Below are 16,034 nucleotides of genomic sequence, written 5' to 3'. Positions count from 1 at the left end.
CTACTAATTTAAATTAGTAGATTTTTTTGTTTCTCAATTATTCAAAAAGTAAATAAAAAAGAGGTAAAATAATGTTAATGTAAAAAGCTTTGTTTTACAATAACATTCGCATTAAATTTGCACAAACAACACACTATTTATGAGTTCAACTAATCGATACGCGCTTCGCGGAGTTTCTGCTGAGAAAGAAGATGTTCACAATGCTATAAAGAACATAGATAAAGGATTGTTTCCTAAAGCATTTTGTAAAATTATCCCTGATCACTTAACAGGAGATGAGAACTATTGTTTGATTATGCATGCAGATGGAGCAGGAACAAAATCATCCTTAGCGTATATGTATTGGAAAGAAACAGGCGATATTTCTGTTTGGAAAGGCATTGCTCAAGATGCCTTAATTATGAATATTGATGATCTACTATGTGTAGGAGCAACAGATAATATCTTGTTGTCAAGCACGATTGGACGTAATAAAAATTTAGTTCCAGGTGAGGTGATTTCTGCCATCATTAACGGAACAGAAGAATTAATAGAAGAACTAAAATCATTTGGTGTAACGATTCACTCTACAGGAGGAGAAACAGCCGATGTAGGAGATTTAGTGCGCACGATTATTGTTGATTCTACTGTTACAGCGCGAATGAAACGCAGCGATGTAATTGACAATGCAAACATTCAAGCAGGGGATGTGATTGTAGGCTTAGAGTCTTTCGGTCAAGCAACCTATGAGAAAAGCTATAACGGTGGAATGGGAAGTAATGGCCTAACATCGGCCCGTCATGATGTGTTTGATCACAGTTTAGCAGCAAAATATCCAGAGAGTTATGATTCATCTGTTCCAGAGGAATTGGTATACTCTGGAAAAGTACAATTAACAGATGCTGTGGCTAATGCACCCATCGATGCTGGTAAGCTGGTACTATCACCAACTAGAACCTATGCGCCAATCATCAAAGCGATTTTAGATCAATATAAAGCAGACGATGTACACGGAATGATTCACTGTAGTGGAGGAGCACAAACGAAAGTTTTACACTTTGTTGATGCTTTACATATCATCAAAGACAATTTATTTGAGGTACCTCCTTTGTTCCAATTGATTCAAGAGCAATCCAAAACTGATTGGAGAGAAATGTATCAAGTATTTAATTGTGGACATCGCATGGAATTATACGTAAATCCAGCGATTGCAGAAGAGATTATCGCAATTGCTGAATCTTTCAATGTAAGAGCGCAAATTGTGGGTAGAGTAGAAGCTTCGCAAGAGAAAAAATTAACGATTCAATCCACATACGGGACATTTACCTACTAAAATGGGACGTTTACTAGCTATTGATTTTGGTCAGAAAAGAACGGGTATCGCCGTAACTGATGAGCTGCAAATTATTGCTTCCGGATTAACGACAGTACCAACTACTGAATTGATATCTTTTTTGAAGGAGTATTTTCAGCAAGAAAGAGTGGAGAAAGTGATTATAGGGGAACCGAAACGCTTGAATAATGAACCGTCATCGGTTACGCCTATTCTAAATGCATTTATCGACACCTTTACCAAAACTTTCCCCACGATGCCCGTAGAGCGCATTGATGAGCGCTTTACCTCTAAAATGGCTTTTCAAACCATGATAGATAGTGGATTAAAGAAAAAACAAAGACAAAATAAAGCCTTGATTGACGAAATCGCAGCCACGATAATTTTACAAGATTATATGGGACGCAATGCGTTTTAATTCGTTCTCTCTTGAAAATTTAGCATGAAAAAACTGTTTTTCCTGTAGATAAAAATTAATTTTGCACATAAATAAATATTCGATATAATGTCAAGTATACAAAAATCTGAGGTTGATGTTGTTTTGGTAGGAGCCGGAATCATGAGCGCTACGCTTGGAATCTTGCTAAAAGAACTAAATCCGAACCTAAAAATTGAAATCTTAGAGCGTTTAGATCGCGCTGCAGCTGAGAGTTCAGACGCAATGAATAATGCGGGTACAGGACACTCTGCATTTTGTGAATTAAACTATACACCAGAAAAACCAGATGGTTCTGTTGATGCTACAAAAGCGATTAATATTGTAGAGCAATTTGAAATATCAAGGCAGTTCTGGTCATACTTGGTGAATAAGAATGTATTAAAAGATCCTCGAAAGTTTATTAATTCCGTACCACATATGAGTTTTGTATGGGGGAAAGACAATGTAAGCTTCTTGGAAAAAAGATATAAGGAACTTCAAAAATACCCGTTGTTCCAGGGAATGGAGTTCTCTAAAGAGGTGAATCAAATCAAAAGTTGGGCACCTTTGTTAATGGAAGAAAGAAAACTAGACGATGTGTATGCTGCAACGTATATGCCCATCGGTACGGATGTAAACTTCGGAGAGTTGACAAGAGAAATCTTTGATCATTTAACCACCGAAGATGGAGTGAATGTTCACTTCAATAATCAGGTGACCGACATCAAGCGAAAAGGCGACAAATGGAGCGTTTCTGCAAAAGATGAAAAAACAGGTGAACATCGTAAAGTAAAAGCAAAATTTGTTTTTGTTGGAGCAGGTGGTGGAGCAATCTTGTTGTTACAAAAAGCAGATATCCCTGAAAGTAAAGGATACGGAGGATTCCCAGTAGGAGGAGAGTGGTTGGTATGTAACAATCCGAAGATTGTACAAAAACACATGGCTAAAGTATATGGAAAAGCTTCTGTTGGAGCACCCCCAATGTCAGTCCCTCACTTGGATACGCGTTTTATTGATGGAAAGCATTCCCTATTATTCGGTCCATACGCTGGTTTCTCAACAAAGTTCTTAAAAAGAGGCTCCAATTTAGATTTGTTTAAGTCTTTGGAGTTAAACAATATCGGTCCGATGTTAGGAGCAGGCATGCGCAACTTAGACTTGACGAAATATCTAATTGGACAAGTGTTACAATCAGATAAATCACGATACGAAGCACTAAGAGAATACTTCCCAGATGCACAAGAAGAAGATTGGAAAGTAGAACATGCTGGTCAACGCGTACAGGTAATTAAAAGAGATAAAGACGGAAAGGGAATTTTACAATTCGGAACAGAAGTGGTAAATGCTGCCGATGGTTCTATCGCAGCTTTGTTAGGCGCCTCTCCTGGAGCCTCTACAGCTACCGCAATTATGTTGAAATTGTTAGCGAATTGCTTCCCAACAGAGTTTAAATCGCAAGCATGGCAAACAAAGTTCAAAGAAATGATTCCTTCTTATGGCTTAAAATTAAACGAGCACCCAGAACTGGTGGCGGAGATTAGAGAGAATTGTTCGAAAGTATTGAAGATTTATCCTAACAATATATAATGGAAATGGGAGATGAGAAATGGGAAAAACCATCTTTCATCTCCCATTTTTCATTTCTACGCATTACCCTTCACGCATCACCAAAAAAAATGGCAAAAAACAAAACGACTCCATCTGAACAAAGTGTAGCTGATTTTATCGCTTCCTTTGTAACTAGTCCAGCAAAACAACAAGAAAGTCACGCCCTAGTTGCTTTTATGGAGCGTGTAACTGGTTATCCTGCTAAGATGTGGGGACCAAGTATTATTGGTTTTGGAATGTACCATTATACCTATGCTTCAGGCCATTCTGGTGAAGCCCCTATCATCGGTTTTTCTCCTCGAAAAGCGGCCTTTTCGCTTTATGTATACAGTGGCTTAGCCGAACACGAAGCGTGGATTGCAAATCTAGGGAAATTCAAAAAGGGAAAAGCGTGTATTTACGTAAATAAACTACACGATTTAGATTTACAGGTATTAGAAAAACTCATTCAGCAGACTATGGATTATAGTAAGGAGACCTATACGATTTTGTAATTCTATTAGTTTTTTTTATTATAATTCTGTTTTCAATAGATTTAATTTATTCTTGTATTGCATATAGATATCATAAACCCTCGTGTAAGGGATTGATTGTTAGTATATTTGAAATACAAATTAACAGAATAAAGCACAAGACTATGGAAAACAAAAAATTGACAACCGCTTCGGGAAGACCTTATGTAGAACATGAAAATTCAATGACAGCAGGAGAACGAGGACCTGTGTTGTTACAAGATTATATTTTGCATGAAAAAATGGCTCATTTTAATCGAGAGCGTATTCCAGAGCGCGTGGTACACGCCAAAGGTTCTGGAGCATACGGAACGTTTACCGTGACGAATGATATCACCCCTTACACCAAAGCAAAATTATTTAGCGAAGTTGGTAAACAAACCAAAGTATTCTTGCGTTTCTCTACTGTAGGAGGAGAGAAGGGTTCTGCAGACTCAGAACGTGATCCACGTGGATTTGCTCTTCGCTTTTATACAGAAGATGGAAATTGGGATTTAGTAGGGAATAATACCCCAGTATTTTTTATTAAGGATGCAAAGAAATTTAGTGATTTCATTCACACCCAAAAACGCCATCCACAGACCAACTTGAAATCGGCTACGATGATGTGGGATTTCTGGTCATTGAATCCTGAGAGTTTACACCAAGTGCTAATCTTGATGTCGGATCGTGGTACTCCTTTTGGCTACCGACACATGAATGGATATGGAAGTCATGCATTCTCGATGATTAATCAAGACAATGAACGCGTGTATGTGAAATTCCACTTCAAAACCGCTCAAGGGATTAAGAACTTAACTGGACCAGAAGCCGATCAAATGCGTGCAACAGATATGGATTATGCACAACGCGATTTGTTCGAGCACATTGAAAAAGGAGATTTCCCAAAATGGAACTTAAAAATTCAGGTGATGACGGAAGCTGAGAGTCGCGTGGCAAAAGTAAATCCTTTTGATGTAACGAAAGTATGGCCACACAAAGACTATCCGTTGATTGATGTAGGGGTATTGGAATTGAATGAAAATCCACAAAACTACTTCCAAGACGTAGAACAAGCTGCTTTTGCACCGACACATATTGTTGATGGAATTGGCTTTTCACCAGACCGTATGTTGCAAGGACGTATTTTGTCTTACCCCGATGCACAACGCTACCGTTTAGGGGCTAATTACGAGCAAATTCCAGTTAATCGTTGCCCATTTGCGACGAATAATTACCAACGTGATGGCGCAATGCGTATCGATGGTAATGGTGGCAGTGAACCAAACTATTACCCAAATAGTTTTGACTCCATTGTAGTTGATCAAAGTTACAAAGAACCAGCCCTTCATTTAGGAGAACAGGTGGTAGCAGATCACTATGATCGCAATGCAGTAGGCGAGGATGATCACTTTACACAACCTGGAAATCTATACCGCATCATGACAGATGAAGCAAGAACCAATACAGTAAACAATATCGTGGGTGCGATGTCGGGAATTGATGGACCAAAACGAGAGGAAATCATCATGCGTCAATTGTGTCATTGGTTTAGAGCCGATGCTGAATTGGGAATGCGAATTGCCAAAGGATTACAGGTAGATGTGAGCCAGTTTATGAAATAATAGTTTCCTTGTGAATCACAATAAAAAAGCCTCGAATTTTGGAGGCTTTTTTTATGCAATTGACGGAGTGAGTTACTCTTCTCCTTCTATTTTTTTCAAGGCTCGATTTAATGTACGCGTCGTAATCCCTAAGTAAGAAGCCATGTCTTCTTTGGATATAGCCACTTGATTTTTTTCCTGCAAGGCTAATAGTTTTTCTAAGGCGTGTTCTACGGTGTATAGCTGCTGAAAAGAAGCCCGCTCACTAGTGTGATAAACCCGTAGCGCTTCAACAGAAAGTAAAACATTATTGAACGTGATATCCGTTTTTAATAAATGGTCAAATATCGATAAGGGAATAACATAAGCCTCTACTTGAGAAAGCGCTTCTACTGAACACAAACACGGCATCTTACCTAGATATTCTATTTCACCCATGATTTCCCCTCGACTTAAAAATTCGGGAATGTACTCTTTTCCGTTTTCTTCTGTGATATAACACTTCGTTATTCCTTCGCGAATGACAATGATTTTGGTGATTTGCTCCCCTTGAGTGAGAATCGTATCTTTTGGACTGTATGAAATGAGTTGTATTTTATCCGCTATAATGTCTTTATGGGCAATCGATTCGATATAGGATAAAAAATCAAGATTTATTCTTAACATATATTTATCATTAGAAGGACAAATGTCCTATAATAGATTCAAATTAATAGTGATTTTTGTGCTGTTCAAATGTAAAGAATTTAATCTTAGCGATGTGTTGTGTTAAGATAGATTTAAACATATGGAATGCAAATAAGCTAGTCAATCTATACCAGAATAGAAAACAGAAGAAGTGTGTGTAAGTGTAAAAGAATCTTCTGTTTTTTATCGCGTATAAAAATATTGTGTTGAAATATACGAAAGTATATAGCTTGTGTTGGTTTTTCAAATGATAATTTGAAAAATATAAAGTGTGGTTAGATTAAAGAAAGGAAGTCTCAGGAAACAGGCTTCCTTTTTTTTGTTTCATTTGGTACAGTGTCTTAAACAGGTAGAAATTGAATTTCGATGGCTACATTCAACAAAGCCCACGAACCTCAAAAATCAAAAGCCGAATGGCAAACCCCAAAAGCCGGTCCCTTTCCTTTTTTAAAACCGGATCCCCTGTTCCATGTAGAACCATCCTATTTTTGCTGCATAACGAATAAAGTAAAGCAAGGAAATGAAAGAAAAAAAAGCAGTAATTCGACAGGATTGGACTTCTGAAGAAATACAAGCGATTTATGATTTACCTATTATGGAGTTGGTTTATCTAGCAGCAACCATACACAGACAGTATCACAATCCAAACGAAGTTCAGGTGAGTACCTTACTCTCTATTAAAACGGGTGGTTGTCCTGAAGATTGTTCCTATTGTGGACAGGCGGCACGTTATCATACCGATATCAAAGTACAGCGTTTATTGCCATTAGAAACTGTGTTAGCACACGCCAAGAAAGTGAAAGCCAATGGATCTTCTCGTTTTTGTATGGCTGCTGCCTGGCGAGAGGTGCGCGATAATCGAGATTTTGACAAGGTGATTGATATGGTAAAAGGAGTAAATGCGCTTGATATGGAGGTGTGTTGTACGTTGGGTATGTTGACGGATCAACAGGCAAAACGCTTACAGGAGGCGGGATTGTATGCCTATAATCACAATATTGACACATCTGAAAGTCACTATAAAGATATTATCTCTACCCGTACTTTCGACCAGCGATTGAATACCATTAACTCCGTGCGTAAGGCGGGGATTACAGTTTGTTCAGGGGGAATTATCGGATTAGGAGAAACCAAAGAAGATCGCATTGCTATGTTGTTGACCTTAGCTAACATGGAAAAACACCCTGAATCGGTACCCATCAATGCTTTAGCGCGTGTCAAGGGCACTCCCTTAGAAGACTTGCCTAAGACGGATAGTTGGGAGATGGTGCGCATGATTGCTACCGCGCGTATTGTAATGCCCAAAACAATGGTGCGATTAAGCGCAGGTCGTTTAGAAATGGATGAGGCAGAACAAGGTTGGTGCTTTTTAGCAGGAGCTAATTCGATTTTTGCTGGAGAAGAAGAGACTTTACTCGTTACGCCCAATCCATCTTTAAGTCAGGACCAACAAATGTTTCAAAAATTAGGGATTAAACCTATGATTTCTACCCAAAAAAAGTAGTAGAAAAAAGTATAAGATTAAAAATGTGAAAAAAAGTCCCTGTTTTTTGTAAAAAAGGGACTTTTTTATTTTATTCTCAATTTGTGTGTTTTTAGTGAAAGATTCGAAGTTTTATTTAGATTGATTTAAAAGAATAAAAGTAAGATTACCGTTGAGTTAAGAAATAGGTAGTCCGACTTAAAAAATAAACGAAAAGAACCTTTATGGATACACTATGTTAATAAAATGGTAATATTTGGATTTTTATTGTATTTCCTTAACTTAAATATTTGATTCTAAGACTTCTGTATTTTTTGCTGAATGAGCTACTCTAAATATCGGCAAAGTATTGTAAATACTGATGATATTTGTCATTTTCACCCCTGCATTTATCCGATACTTTTGTGAATAGTTAATGAGTAAGAAAGACGTCTTTTTAAAATTTTAATTTATTGTTTTAACTGTTATTGTTGTATATGTATTCTTAATTAGGTTAATATTTGTGTTTAACTGTAAATATTAATAAAAAAACGTTTTTTTAAAACTTTTTTTATTAAATTAGATACGATGTATAAAAAATAGTTTAAAACAAAAAATTAAAAGTAACTGTTGTTTAACCCCTTAATAGACTATGTTATGAAAAAAGTTTTAAAATGGATAATGGCTGTGGTAGTTGCAGCTAGTCTTGGATCGTTAGTAGTAAGTTGTAGTGCAGAAGATGGCGGAAATGACATCGAAGTAAAATCGATGAAAGTGGTGAAAGAGAATAACTTAGAGAAAAATTGGATTGCGGCTCATTTTGTTTTTGATGAATCGTGTAAAGGAGCGAAGCGCTTGGCTTATCAACTTTCATCGGTACACATTGCACTAAATGGCAATACATTCACAGCTGTAGATAAGTATAGCTTGGGTGAAGATAAAGGTTCTTGGGTGCTAGAAGGTGATATTATTCGCCTGTCGAGTACAAATTTGGGAGGTAATTTTCAATTTAAAATTAAAGAATTAAAAAACAATGAATTAATTGTAGAGGTGCTCAATCACGAAGATTTAAAGGAAATTGAGCTTGTTTCTTTTGACAGGTAAATAGTTCAAAAAGTATATGGTGAATTTGAAATGCTTTCGTATGTTTACATAAAGAACTTAGGCTATGCATGCAATTTACTTTATTGTTAAAAACAGTCAAAAACAAGGACCATATACCAAAGAGGAATTAGTCGAAATTGGGATTAATGCTCAAACGTTAATCTGGTATGAAGGATTAGAAAATTGGACAGAAGCAAGGTATATTGAAGATTTACAAGATATCTTCCAATATAACCCCCTACATGTAACAGGAGAAGTGTACAATCAAACCTATGAAGAGCGCATTGGAAATGTTGTCTATCACGCAGATAAAAATCGCGTTACTTTATTTACGCCGCAAGGAGAAGTGTATTTTGAGTATGCTGGTTTTGGTGAACGACTCGTCAGCTTGCTATTGGACCGTTTGATTTGTTTGTTTGCTAGTATTATACCAGTTGTTGGACCTTGGCTGTATTATGCTCTTTTGCATTCTAGTGAGGCACAAGCAACTTTAGGACAGCGGACTATGAATATCCGGTGTTTGAGCGTAGAAGGAAATGCAATTGATTTCGGACAGGCAACCGGTCGATTTTTTATGTCGATTATTTCGAGCTTCTTGTTTTGTTTCGGTTATTTCTTTTATTTCGGGAACAATAAAAAACAAACGTTACACGATAGTGTGGCAAAAACCATTGTTGTAAAGGAAGTGGGAAGAAAAAGATACAATTTCTAGAAAATAATTAAAAAGAGCTGGCAAACTTCGCTGGCTTTTTTTAGTCTTTGTGTACCCAGCTAAATAGAGTCAAGATACAGTAGTACATTTGTACGATTCAAGGTATAATTATTCCTGTTGGGTCATTAATCTTAACGATTCAGTGAATAGTTACTTACTTTTGACAAGAAATATGGAGCGAAGTATAGAAAAAGATAAGGTAGAGCACTCAATGTTTACCAAACATTATCGGCTAGTGGTAATTCCAGCCGTTTTTGTTCTATATCTATTTTCTCATTTCTTATTAAATCCTTATGATCCAGAGTGGTATACCACCACAGATATGGATAGCCTATGGCAATCGGGAATTCTGATTTTAGTTTATTGTACGCTGATTAGTGAAATTAGTTTGCGATTAAGCCATGCCTTGAATAAAGTATTGCCTTGGACTAATTATGCCACGTGGCGAGTAATTGTACAGCTGTTGTTGTTGATTCTCTTTATCTTTTTGGTGTACTGTATTCTCCATATCGCTTATTTGGTTTGGATTCCTTTTGAACCTGGAGAAATCTTGGATTTAGAGGCTAAAATAGATATCTGGCAGTCCTTGTTGATTAGTATTAATACTGGAATTTTTATTAGCGTAATCCACACTGGGTATTTTTTAATAAAGAACTGGAAAAATTCAATGATGGATGCGGCAGAATTAAAACTAAAAGCGGAACAATTAGAACGCATTGCCAGTCAGGCAGAATTAGAAACATTGAAGATGCAGTTGGATCCGCATTTTCTGTTTAATAATTTTAGTACGCTATCGGAGTTGGTGCTAGAAAATCAGCAAGTAGCGGTTAAGTTTATTGATCATTTGGCCTTAGTTTATCGCTATATGTTGTCAAATGTGCGAAAAAATACCATTAGCCTGAAAGAGGAAATCAGCTTTGTAGAATCGTATTTTTACTTGATTAGAGAGCGAATGGGACGCAAGGTAGAATTAATTATTGCCATCCCTGAACAGGTTCAACGTACACAGGCTGTGGCGCCAATTGCCTTACAACTTTTGGTAGAGAACGCTGTAAAACACAATACGGCCTCTAAAGAACATCCTTTGATTATTCAAATTGAAGTAATCAATCAATATGTAGTCGTACGCAATAATTTACAGAAATTGGTTGTTGAATTGCCCTCGTCTAAAGTCGGATTAGCTAATATTATTGACCGGTATCGTTTGTTGAGCCAGTTGGATGTAGAAATTAACAATACGGCAGATGAGTTCTTGGTCAAATTACCCTTGTTAACCAACAGGGATAGAAATTATACGAATTAAAATTTGGGATATGAAGGTACTAATAGTGGAAGATGAAGAAAGAAATGCAAATAAACTCATGCGTCTCTTACATCAAATTGACCCCACCTTAGAGGTGTTAGCTGTCGTAGAAGGGGTACAGTCTGCTGTCCGTTGGTTGCAATCGCAAGTCAATCCAGATCTTATTTTTATGGATATTCGATTAGAAGATGGACTCTGTTTTGAGATTTTTGAACAAATCCAAATCACTATTCCCGTTATTTTTACAACTTCTTATGATGAATATGCCTTAAAAGCTTTTAAGGTGAATAGTATTGATTACTTAATGAAACCTGTACAAGAAGAAGACTTAAGTCAAGCTTTAGCAAAATATAAAAATTTAAACCCCGCAGGACTGAATGACTCCATTCAACATATTTTAGGAAGTTTAAATAAAAAGGAAAAAGTGTATCGGTCTCGGTTTTTAATTCCTTACAAAGACGGATTTAAAACAGTTAAAGTAGAAGAGATTAGCTATTTTTATTCTGAATTGAAAATCACCCATTTAGTCTTGAAAGACAGGAGTGAAATTATCATTGGTCAAACTATGGAAGAGGTAGAGGAGGAGTTAGATCCGCTTGTTTTCTTTCGAGCGAATCGACAACATATTTTGCATATTGATAGTATTCACAATATTCAAAATTACTACAATGGCAAGCTAAAAGTTACCTTGATTCACGATCCTCAACGTGAAATCGTAATCAGCAGAGAAAAGGCTCCCTTATTAAAAAACTGGTTAAACTCATAAAGCTACTTTGGTAGCTTTTTTTGTTTTATCTCACAGATTAGGGGGATTTTTTTACGCTTCAGCCCGTATTTTTTACGCTTCAAAATGAAAAAAAAGTGTTGAATTTTTATTTTTTTCATTTTTGTTGTGTAATATGAAATTTTATGAATAGAATGTTTAGAAACCTAAGCGTTGTGGCTTATGTAGGATTAACGACCTTGCTGTTACTTACCGCAATGGGGTGTAAGCAAACTTCTGGTGAAGCGACAACAGAAGCTAGTGGAATAGAGGTTAAAACAGAAATTGTAGAACGCGGAGATGCGGAAGTAGTACATCAGTATACGGCTTCATTACAAGGAAAGGTCAATGTTGAAGTACGTGCTCAAGCGTCTGGATATATCGATAAAATACTAGTGAAAGAAGGGAGCTATGTCAAAAAAGGACAAGCGTTGTTTTTGATTGACGCCCAACCGTATCAAATTAAATTGCAAAATGCTGAAGCTACATTAAAAGCAGCTACTGCAGCGTTAGTCAATGCCCAGTTGGAGCAAGAAAAAGTGAAAGCCTTAGTAGAAGATAAGTTTGTTTCTCCCATTCAATTGCAAACGGCAAATGCAGCTTTAGATAGTGCAAAAGCAATTGTAGCCCAAGCGAAATCAGCTGTAGCAGAGGCTAAATTAAATTTGAGCTACTGTACGGTTGTTGCGCCAGTGGATGGGTTTTTAGGAAGAATTCCAAAATTAGTTGGAAACTTAGTTACTGCTGGAGAAGCAGAACCCTTGACAACGATGTCCGACATTTCTCAGATTTATGCTTATTTCTCCGTAACGGAATCAGATTACTTTGATTTAATAAAAGAAAGTCAAGGAAATACGGCTGTATTACCCATGGATATTGAGTTGGAATTAAGTAATGGCGATACCTATCCTCTTAAGGGAAAGGTAGATATGATGAACGGTGAATTTGATAAGGCAACTAATGCTTTAAGCATCCGTGCTGTATTTGATAACCCAGAACAACTGTTGCGAAATGGAGGAACGGGAATTGTGCATCTTGCGAGTAAGAAAAGTGACGTTTTACAAATTCCAATCGAGGCGACGATGGATTTACAAAATAAGGTATTTGCTTACGTAGTTGGAAAAGACAATCAGGTAGAACAAAGACAGCTGAATATTGTAGGGAAAAATCTCCACACTTATTTTGTTCAAGGAGGAGTGGAAAGTGGCGAGGTAATCGTGACCACAGGATTGGATAAAATTGCTGATGGTGATATTGTGAAACCGTTTACTGCTGCAGTAAATGAGCAAATTAGTGCAGTGAAAAACGAGGAACAAAAAACTCGAGATGCTTCAGTTTTATAAGAAGCACCACACATCAAAAAACAAACAAACAACAATATTCAATTTAACAATGTAATTTCATGCTAAAAAAAATAATTCACAGGCCTGTATTGGCTACCGTGATATCTGTTATATTGGTCATTTTAGGTCTAGTCGGATTAAAGGAGTTACCCGTACAGCAGTTCCCAGATATAGCACCGCCAAGTGTAGCTGTGCATGCTTCCTATCCAGGAGGAAATGCTGAAACAGTACTAAAATCTGTGGTTACCCCACTAGAGGAAGTAATCAACGGAGTAGAACGCATGACTCATATCGAATCTACTGCGAGTAATGATGGTACGGCCACTATTACCATCTTTTTTGAATTGGGAACAGATCCCGATCAGGCAGCAGTAAACGTACAAAATAGAGTGGCCCAAGTACAGGGAATCTTACCCGAAGAGGTGATTCGTGCGGGAATTACCACTCAAAAAGAACAACGGGGAATGATTATGGTTATTGATTTAATCAGTGATGATGCGCAACTTTATGATGAAACCTTTGTTCAAAATTATGCGAGAATTAATGTCGTACGTGCATTAAAGCGAATTAAAGGGGTTGGAAACGTACAGCTCTTTGGAGAGAAAGACTATGCGATGCGCGTATGGTTGGATCCGCATAAATTAGCAAATCGCGGGTTAACCCCTTCGGATGTAGAACGCGTCATTCAAAGTCAAAGTTTGGAGGTCGCTGCAGGTAACTTAGGGCAAAATGCGGGAGGAGCGGTGCAATATACCTTAACCTATCCTGGAAAATACAATACCCCTGAACAGTTTGAACAAATTGTCGTTCAGGCAGATAATAACGGAAATGTACTCTATTTAAAAGATATTGCTCGCATTGAGTTTGGCGCAGTCGCTTACGATGAGGAGAACAAAGTAAACGGTAAAGAAGCGGTGTCTATGGCAGTTTTCCAAACCAATGGATCCAATGCCAATGAAATACAAACGCAAATTTATGGTGTATTGGAGGAATTGAAGCCGCAATTGCCAAAAGGGTTGAACTACAACGTAACTTTTGCGAGTAAAACCCAACTAGATGAATCGATTAATCAGGTAAAAACCACTTTAATTGAAGCTTTTTTATTGGTGTTTTTAATTGTGTATCTATTCTTACAAGATTTTAGATCAACCTTGATTCCAGCTATTGCAGTACCTGTTTCCTTAATTGGAACCTTCTTCTTCCTCAATATGTTGGGATTCTCGATTAATATGTTGACGCTCTTTGCCTTGGTGCTTGCCATTGGAATTGTGGTGGATGATGCTATTGTCGTCGTAGAGGCCGTTCATGCCACCATGATGATTGATGGATTAAATGCCAAAGAAGCGACCTCAAAAGCAATGAGTGAAATTACAGGAGCTATTATCTCTATTACGCTAGTGATGTCTGCGGTATTCTTACCTGTTGGTTTCATGACAGGACCCGTCGGCGTATTCTATCAACAGTTTGCCTTTACGCTCGCTATTGCCATTCTTATCTCGGCGGTAAATGCCTTGACCTTGAGTCCTGCTTTATGTGCTTTACTCTTGAAAAATCACTATACCGATGATCAAGGGGAAACCAGTAAAAAAGGATTTTTGGCTCGCTTCTTCTCGGGCTTTAATAGTGGGTTTACGGCGTTGACCAATCGCTATGTTGGGGGAATTCGCTTCTTGTTGAAACGCAAAGTTTTAGGGGCTTCTTTGATTTTAGGCTCCATTGTGGGGATGGTGTTGTTGATGAATGCAACGCCGAAGGGATTTATTCCGAATGAAGATCAAGGGTTCGCCATGTTTGCCTTGTCTTTACCTCCTGGTTCTTCGATTGATCGTACCACTAAAGTACTCAAAGAAGGAGATGAGATTATGCGCAAGCATCCAGCAATTAAATCCGCAACGACAATTTCTGGATTTAATATCTTGGGAAATGCGGCTAGTCCGGCATACGGAATGGGATTCATCGCCTTTAAAGATAGAGATGAACGCGGGGAAGTAACGGATATCAATGCTATTTTAGCCGATATCAACGGACAATTATCGACAATAAAAGAAGGGGATTTCTTCGTATTTGCCAATCCAACTGTACCCGGTTTTGGGGATTTTGATGGATTGGAACTAGTTGTGCAAGACCGAAAAGGAGGAACCATTAACGAATTTGCAGATGTGGTCAATCAATTCAATGCGGATTTAAGTGCTTCAGCGGAGGTGGTACAAGCCTTTACGATGTTTAAAGCAGATTTCCCGATGTATAAAATTGTGGTGGATCCTGTAAAAGCTAAAATGCATGGGGTTGAGGTAAGCGACATGATGGCTGCTGTACAATTGTTCTACGGAAGTGCACAAGTCAATGATTTCAACCGCTTTGGAAAACAATTTAAGGTTTTTGTGCAAGGTGATGCACCCTTTAGAGCGAATGAAGAGTCATTTAAAACGCTGTATGTACATACGCAAAATGGAGAGATGATTCCGATTAGTTCCTTAGCGAAATTGGAAAAAGTATATGGTCCACAGGCGATTAGCCGCCATAATCTGTTCAATGCTATTACCGTAAATGGAATTATTAGCCCAGGGGTTAGTACGGGAGATGCTATGGCAAGAGTGGAACAACTTGCAGCTGAAAAATTACCTACAGGGTATGGCATTGAGTGGTTGGGATTGAGTAAAGAAGAAAAACAGTCGGGAAATCAAATGATTTTCATCTTTGGTTTATCCATTTTGTTTGTTTATTTCATCTTAGCGGCTCAATACGAGTGTTATATTTTGCCTTTGGTGGTCTTGTTTTCGTTGCCTGTTGGAGTTATTGGTGTATTTGTCGCCATTGGAGCAGTGGGAATTGCCAACAATATTTACGTCCAAGTGGGACTCATTATGCTCGTCGGTCTGTTAGCAAAGAATGCTATTTTAATTGTCGAATTTGCTGTACAACGAAGAAATGCAGGCTTGTCCATCGTAGAAGCGGCACTAGAAGCTTCGCGTTTGCGTTTGCGCCCAATCTTGATGACTTCTTTTGCTTTCGTAGCGGGATTAATACCCTTGATGTTCGTTCAAGGATCTTCGGCTCAAGGTAACCATTCGATAAGTATTGGTACGGCAGGGGGAATGTTCTTTGGTGTCGTTTTAGGTGTCTTTGTGATTCCCATTTTGTACGTATTCTTTCAATATCTGCAAGAGAAAATCTCGGGTGCACCTGCAACAATGGAACAACCAACAGACGTTTAAAAAGAAAATTAA

General features: G+C 37.8%; 13 protein-coding genes. 12 read left to right on the top strand and 1 reads right to left on the bottom strand.

Annotated features, from left to right (window positions below; genetic code table 11):
* The first annotated feature begins 139 nt into the window (after nt 1–139).
* The 5 genes from ACLJX0_RS09010 (at nt 140) to ACLJX0_RS08990 (ending at nt 5,454) form a co-directional block, all read left to right on the top strand.
* On the top strand, nt 140–1,312 hold the full coding sequence (locus ACLJX0_RS09010; RefSeq protein WP_410879870.1) for an AIR synthase related protein: 1,173 nt from the start codon (nt 140–142) through the stop codon (nt 1,310–1,312).
* A 1-nt stretch (nt 1,313) separates the two neighbouring features.
* Complete coding sequence (gene ruvX, locus ACLJX0_RS09005; protein WP_410879869.1) at nt 1,314–1,730, top strand: Holliday junction resolvase RuvX; 417 nt, start codon at nt 1,314–1,316, stop codon at nt 1,728–1,730.
* 87 nt (nt 1,731–1,817) lie between these two features.
* A complete protein-coding gene (locus ACLJX0_RS09000; RefSeq protein ID WP_410879868.1) occupies nt 1,818–3,317 on the top strand; it encodes a malate:quinone oxidoreductase in 1,500 nt (499 codons plus the stop codon).
* An 89-nt stretch (nt 3,318–3,406) separates the two neighbouring features.
* Entirely contained in the window at nt 3,407–3,832 is a 426-nt protein-coding gene (locus tag ACLJX0_RS08995) for a DUF1801 domain-containing protein (RefSeq protein ID WP_410879867.1), read from the top strand.
* 143 nt (nt 3,833–3,975) lie between these two features.
* On the top strand, nt 3,976–5,454 hold the full coding sequence (locus ACLJX0_RS08990) for a catalase (protein WP_410879866.1): 1,479 nt from the start codon (nt 3,976–3,978) through the stop codon (nt 5,452–5,454).
* A gap of 72 nt (nt 5,455–5,526) precedes the next feature.
* Here ACLJX0_RS08990 and ACLJX0_RS08985 read toward each other — a convergent pair whose 3' ends face one another.
* Nucleotides 5,527–6,099 (bottom strand): Crp/Fnr family transcriptional regulator, encoded by a 573-nt coding sequence (locus ACLJX0_RS08985; RefSeq protein ID WP_410879865.1) that lies wholly within the window; start codon nt 6,097–6,099, stop codon nt 5,527–5,529.
* Nucleotides 6,100–6,640: 541 nt separating this feature from the next.
* Between ACLJX0_RS08985 and bioB the strand changes: the two genes are divergently transcribed.
* The 7 genes from bioB to ACLJX0_RS08950 all read left to right on the top strand — a co-directional run bounded on the left by bioB (nt 6,641) and on the right by ACLJX0_RS08950 (nt 16,022).
* Nucleotides 6,641–7,624 carry a biotin synthase BioB gene (gene bioB, locus ACLJX0_RS08980; RefSeq protein ID WP_410879864.1) on the top strand — a complete coding sequence of 328 codons (984 nt, stop codon included), beginning with the start codon at nt 6,641–6,643 and terminating at the stop codon, nt 7,622–7,624.
* 615 nt (nt 7,625–8,239) lie between these two features.
* Nucleotides 8,240–8,686 carry a hypothetical protein gene (locus ACLJX0_RS08975; protein ID WP_410879863.1) on the top strand — a complete coding sequence of 149 codons (447 nt, stop codon included), beginning with the start codon at nt 8,240–8,242 and terminating at the stop codon, nt 8,684–8,686.
* Between the two features lie 64 nt (nt 8,687–8,750).
* Complete coding sequence (locus ACLJX0_RS08970) at nt 8,751–9,398, top strand: RDD family protein (RefSeq protein ID WP_410879862.1); 648 nt, start codon at nt 8,751–8,753, stop codon at nt 9,396–9,398.
* Nucleotides 9,399–9,570: 172 nt separating this feature from the next.
* Nucleotides 9,571–10,701: a sensor histidine kinase gene (locus tag ACLJX0_RS08965; RefSeq protein ID WP_410879861.1), complete on the top strand. Its 1,131-nt coding sequence runs from the start codon at nt 9,571–9,573 to the stop codon at nt 10,699–10,701.
* Nucleotides 10,702–10,711: 10 nt separating this feature from the next.
* Complete coding sequence (locus tag ACLJX0_RS08960; RefSeq protein ID WP_410879860.1) at nt 10,712–11,467, top strand: LytR/AlgR family response regulator transcription factor; 756 nt, start codon at nt 10,712–10,714, stop codon at nt 11,465–11,467.
* 143 nt (nt 11,468–11,610) lie between these two features.
* Entirely contained in the window at nt 11,611–12,807 is a 1,197-nt protein-coding gene (locus ACLJX0_RS08955) for an efflux RND transporter periplasmic adaptor subunit (RefSeq protein ID WP_410879859.1), read from the top strand.
* Between the two features lie 59 nt (nt 12,808–12,866).
* Nucleotides 12,867–16,022, top strand: a complete 3,156-nt coding sequence (locus tag ACLJX0_RS08950) for an efflux RND transporter permease subunit (RefSeq protein ID WP_410879858.1) — start codon at nt 12,867–12,869, stop codon at nt 16,020–16,022.
* The last annotated feature ends 12 nt before the right edge of the window (nt 16,023–16,034 follow it).

The sequence above is a fragment of the Myroides sp. DW712 genome (assembly GCF_046557355.1).
GTDB lineage: Bacteria > Bacteroidota > Bacteroidia > Flavobacteriales > Flavobacteriaceae > Flavobacterium.
This window is presented reverse-complemented; position numbering and strand designations above follow the sequence as displayed.

Bases quoted from the DNA above. Each gene is read 5' to 3' on its own strand.
- ACLJX0_RS08965 (WP_410879861.1), top strand. From the start codon at position 9,571: ATGGAGCGAAGTATAGAAAAAGATAAGGTAGAGCACTCAATGTTTACC.
- ACLJX0_RS09010 (WP_410879870.1), top strand. From the start codon at position 140: ATGAGTTCAACTAATCGATACGCGCTTCGCGGAGTTTCTGCTGAGAAA.
- ACLJX0_RS08985 (WP_410879865.1), bottom strand. From the start codon at position 6,099: ATGTTAAGAATAAATCTTGATTTTTTATCCTATATCGAATCGATTGCC.
- bioB (WP_410879864.1), top strand. From the start codon at position 6,641: ATGAAAGAAAAAAAAGCAGTAATTCGACAGGATTGGACTTCTGAAGAA.
- ACLJX0_RS08950 (WP_410879858.1), top strand. From the start codon at position 12,867: ATGCTAAAAAAAATAATTCACAGGCCTGTATTGGCTACCGTGATATCT.
- ACLJX0_RS08970 (WP_410879862.1), top strand. From the start codon at position 8,751: ATGCATGCAATTTACTTTATTGTTAAAAACAGTCAAAAACAAGGACCA.
- ACLJX0_RS09000 (WP_410879868.1), top strand. From the start codon at position 1,818: ATGTCAAGTATACAAAAATCTGAGGTTGATGTTGTTTTGGTAGGAGCC.
- ruvX (WP_410879869.1), top strand. From the start codon at position 1,314: ATGGGACGTTTACTAGCTATTGATTTTGGTCAGAAAAGAACGGGTATC.
- ACLJX0_RS08960 (WP_410879860.1), top strand. From the start codon at position 10,712: ATGAAGGTACTAATAGTGGAAGATGAAGAAAGAAATGCAAATAAACTC.
- ACLJX0_RS08955 (WP_410879859.1), top strand. From the start codon at position 11,611: ATGAATAGAATGTTTAGAAACCTAAGCGTTGTGGCTTATGTAGGATTA.
- ACLJX0_RS08990 (WP_410879866.1), top strand. From the start codon at position 3,976: ATGGAAAACAAAAAATTGACAACCGCTTCGGGAAGACCTTATGTAGAA.
- ACLJX0_RS08975 (WP_410879863.1), top strand. From the start codon at position 8,240: ATGAAAAAAGTTTTAAAATGGATAATGGCTGTGGTAGTTGCAGCTAGT.
- ACLJX0_RS08995 (WP_410879867.1), top strand. From the start codon at position 3,407: ATGGCAAAAAACAAAACGACTCCATCTGAACAAAGTGTAGCTGATTTT.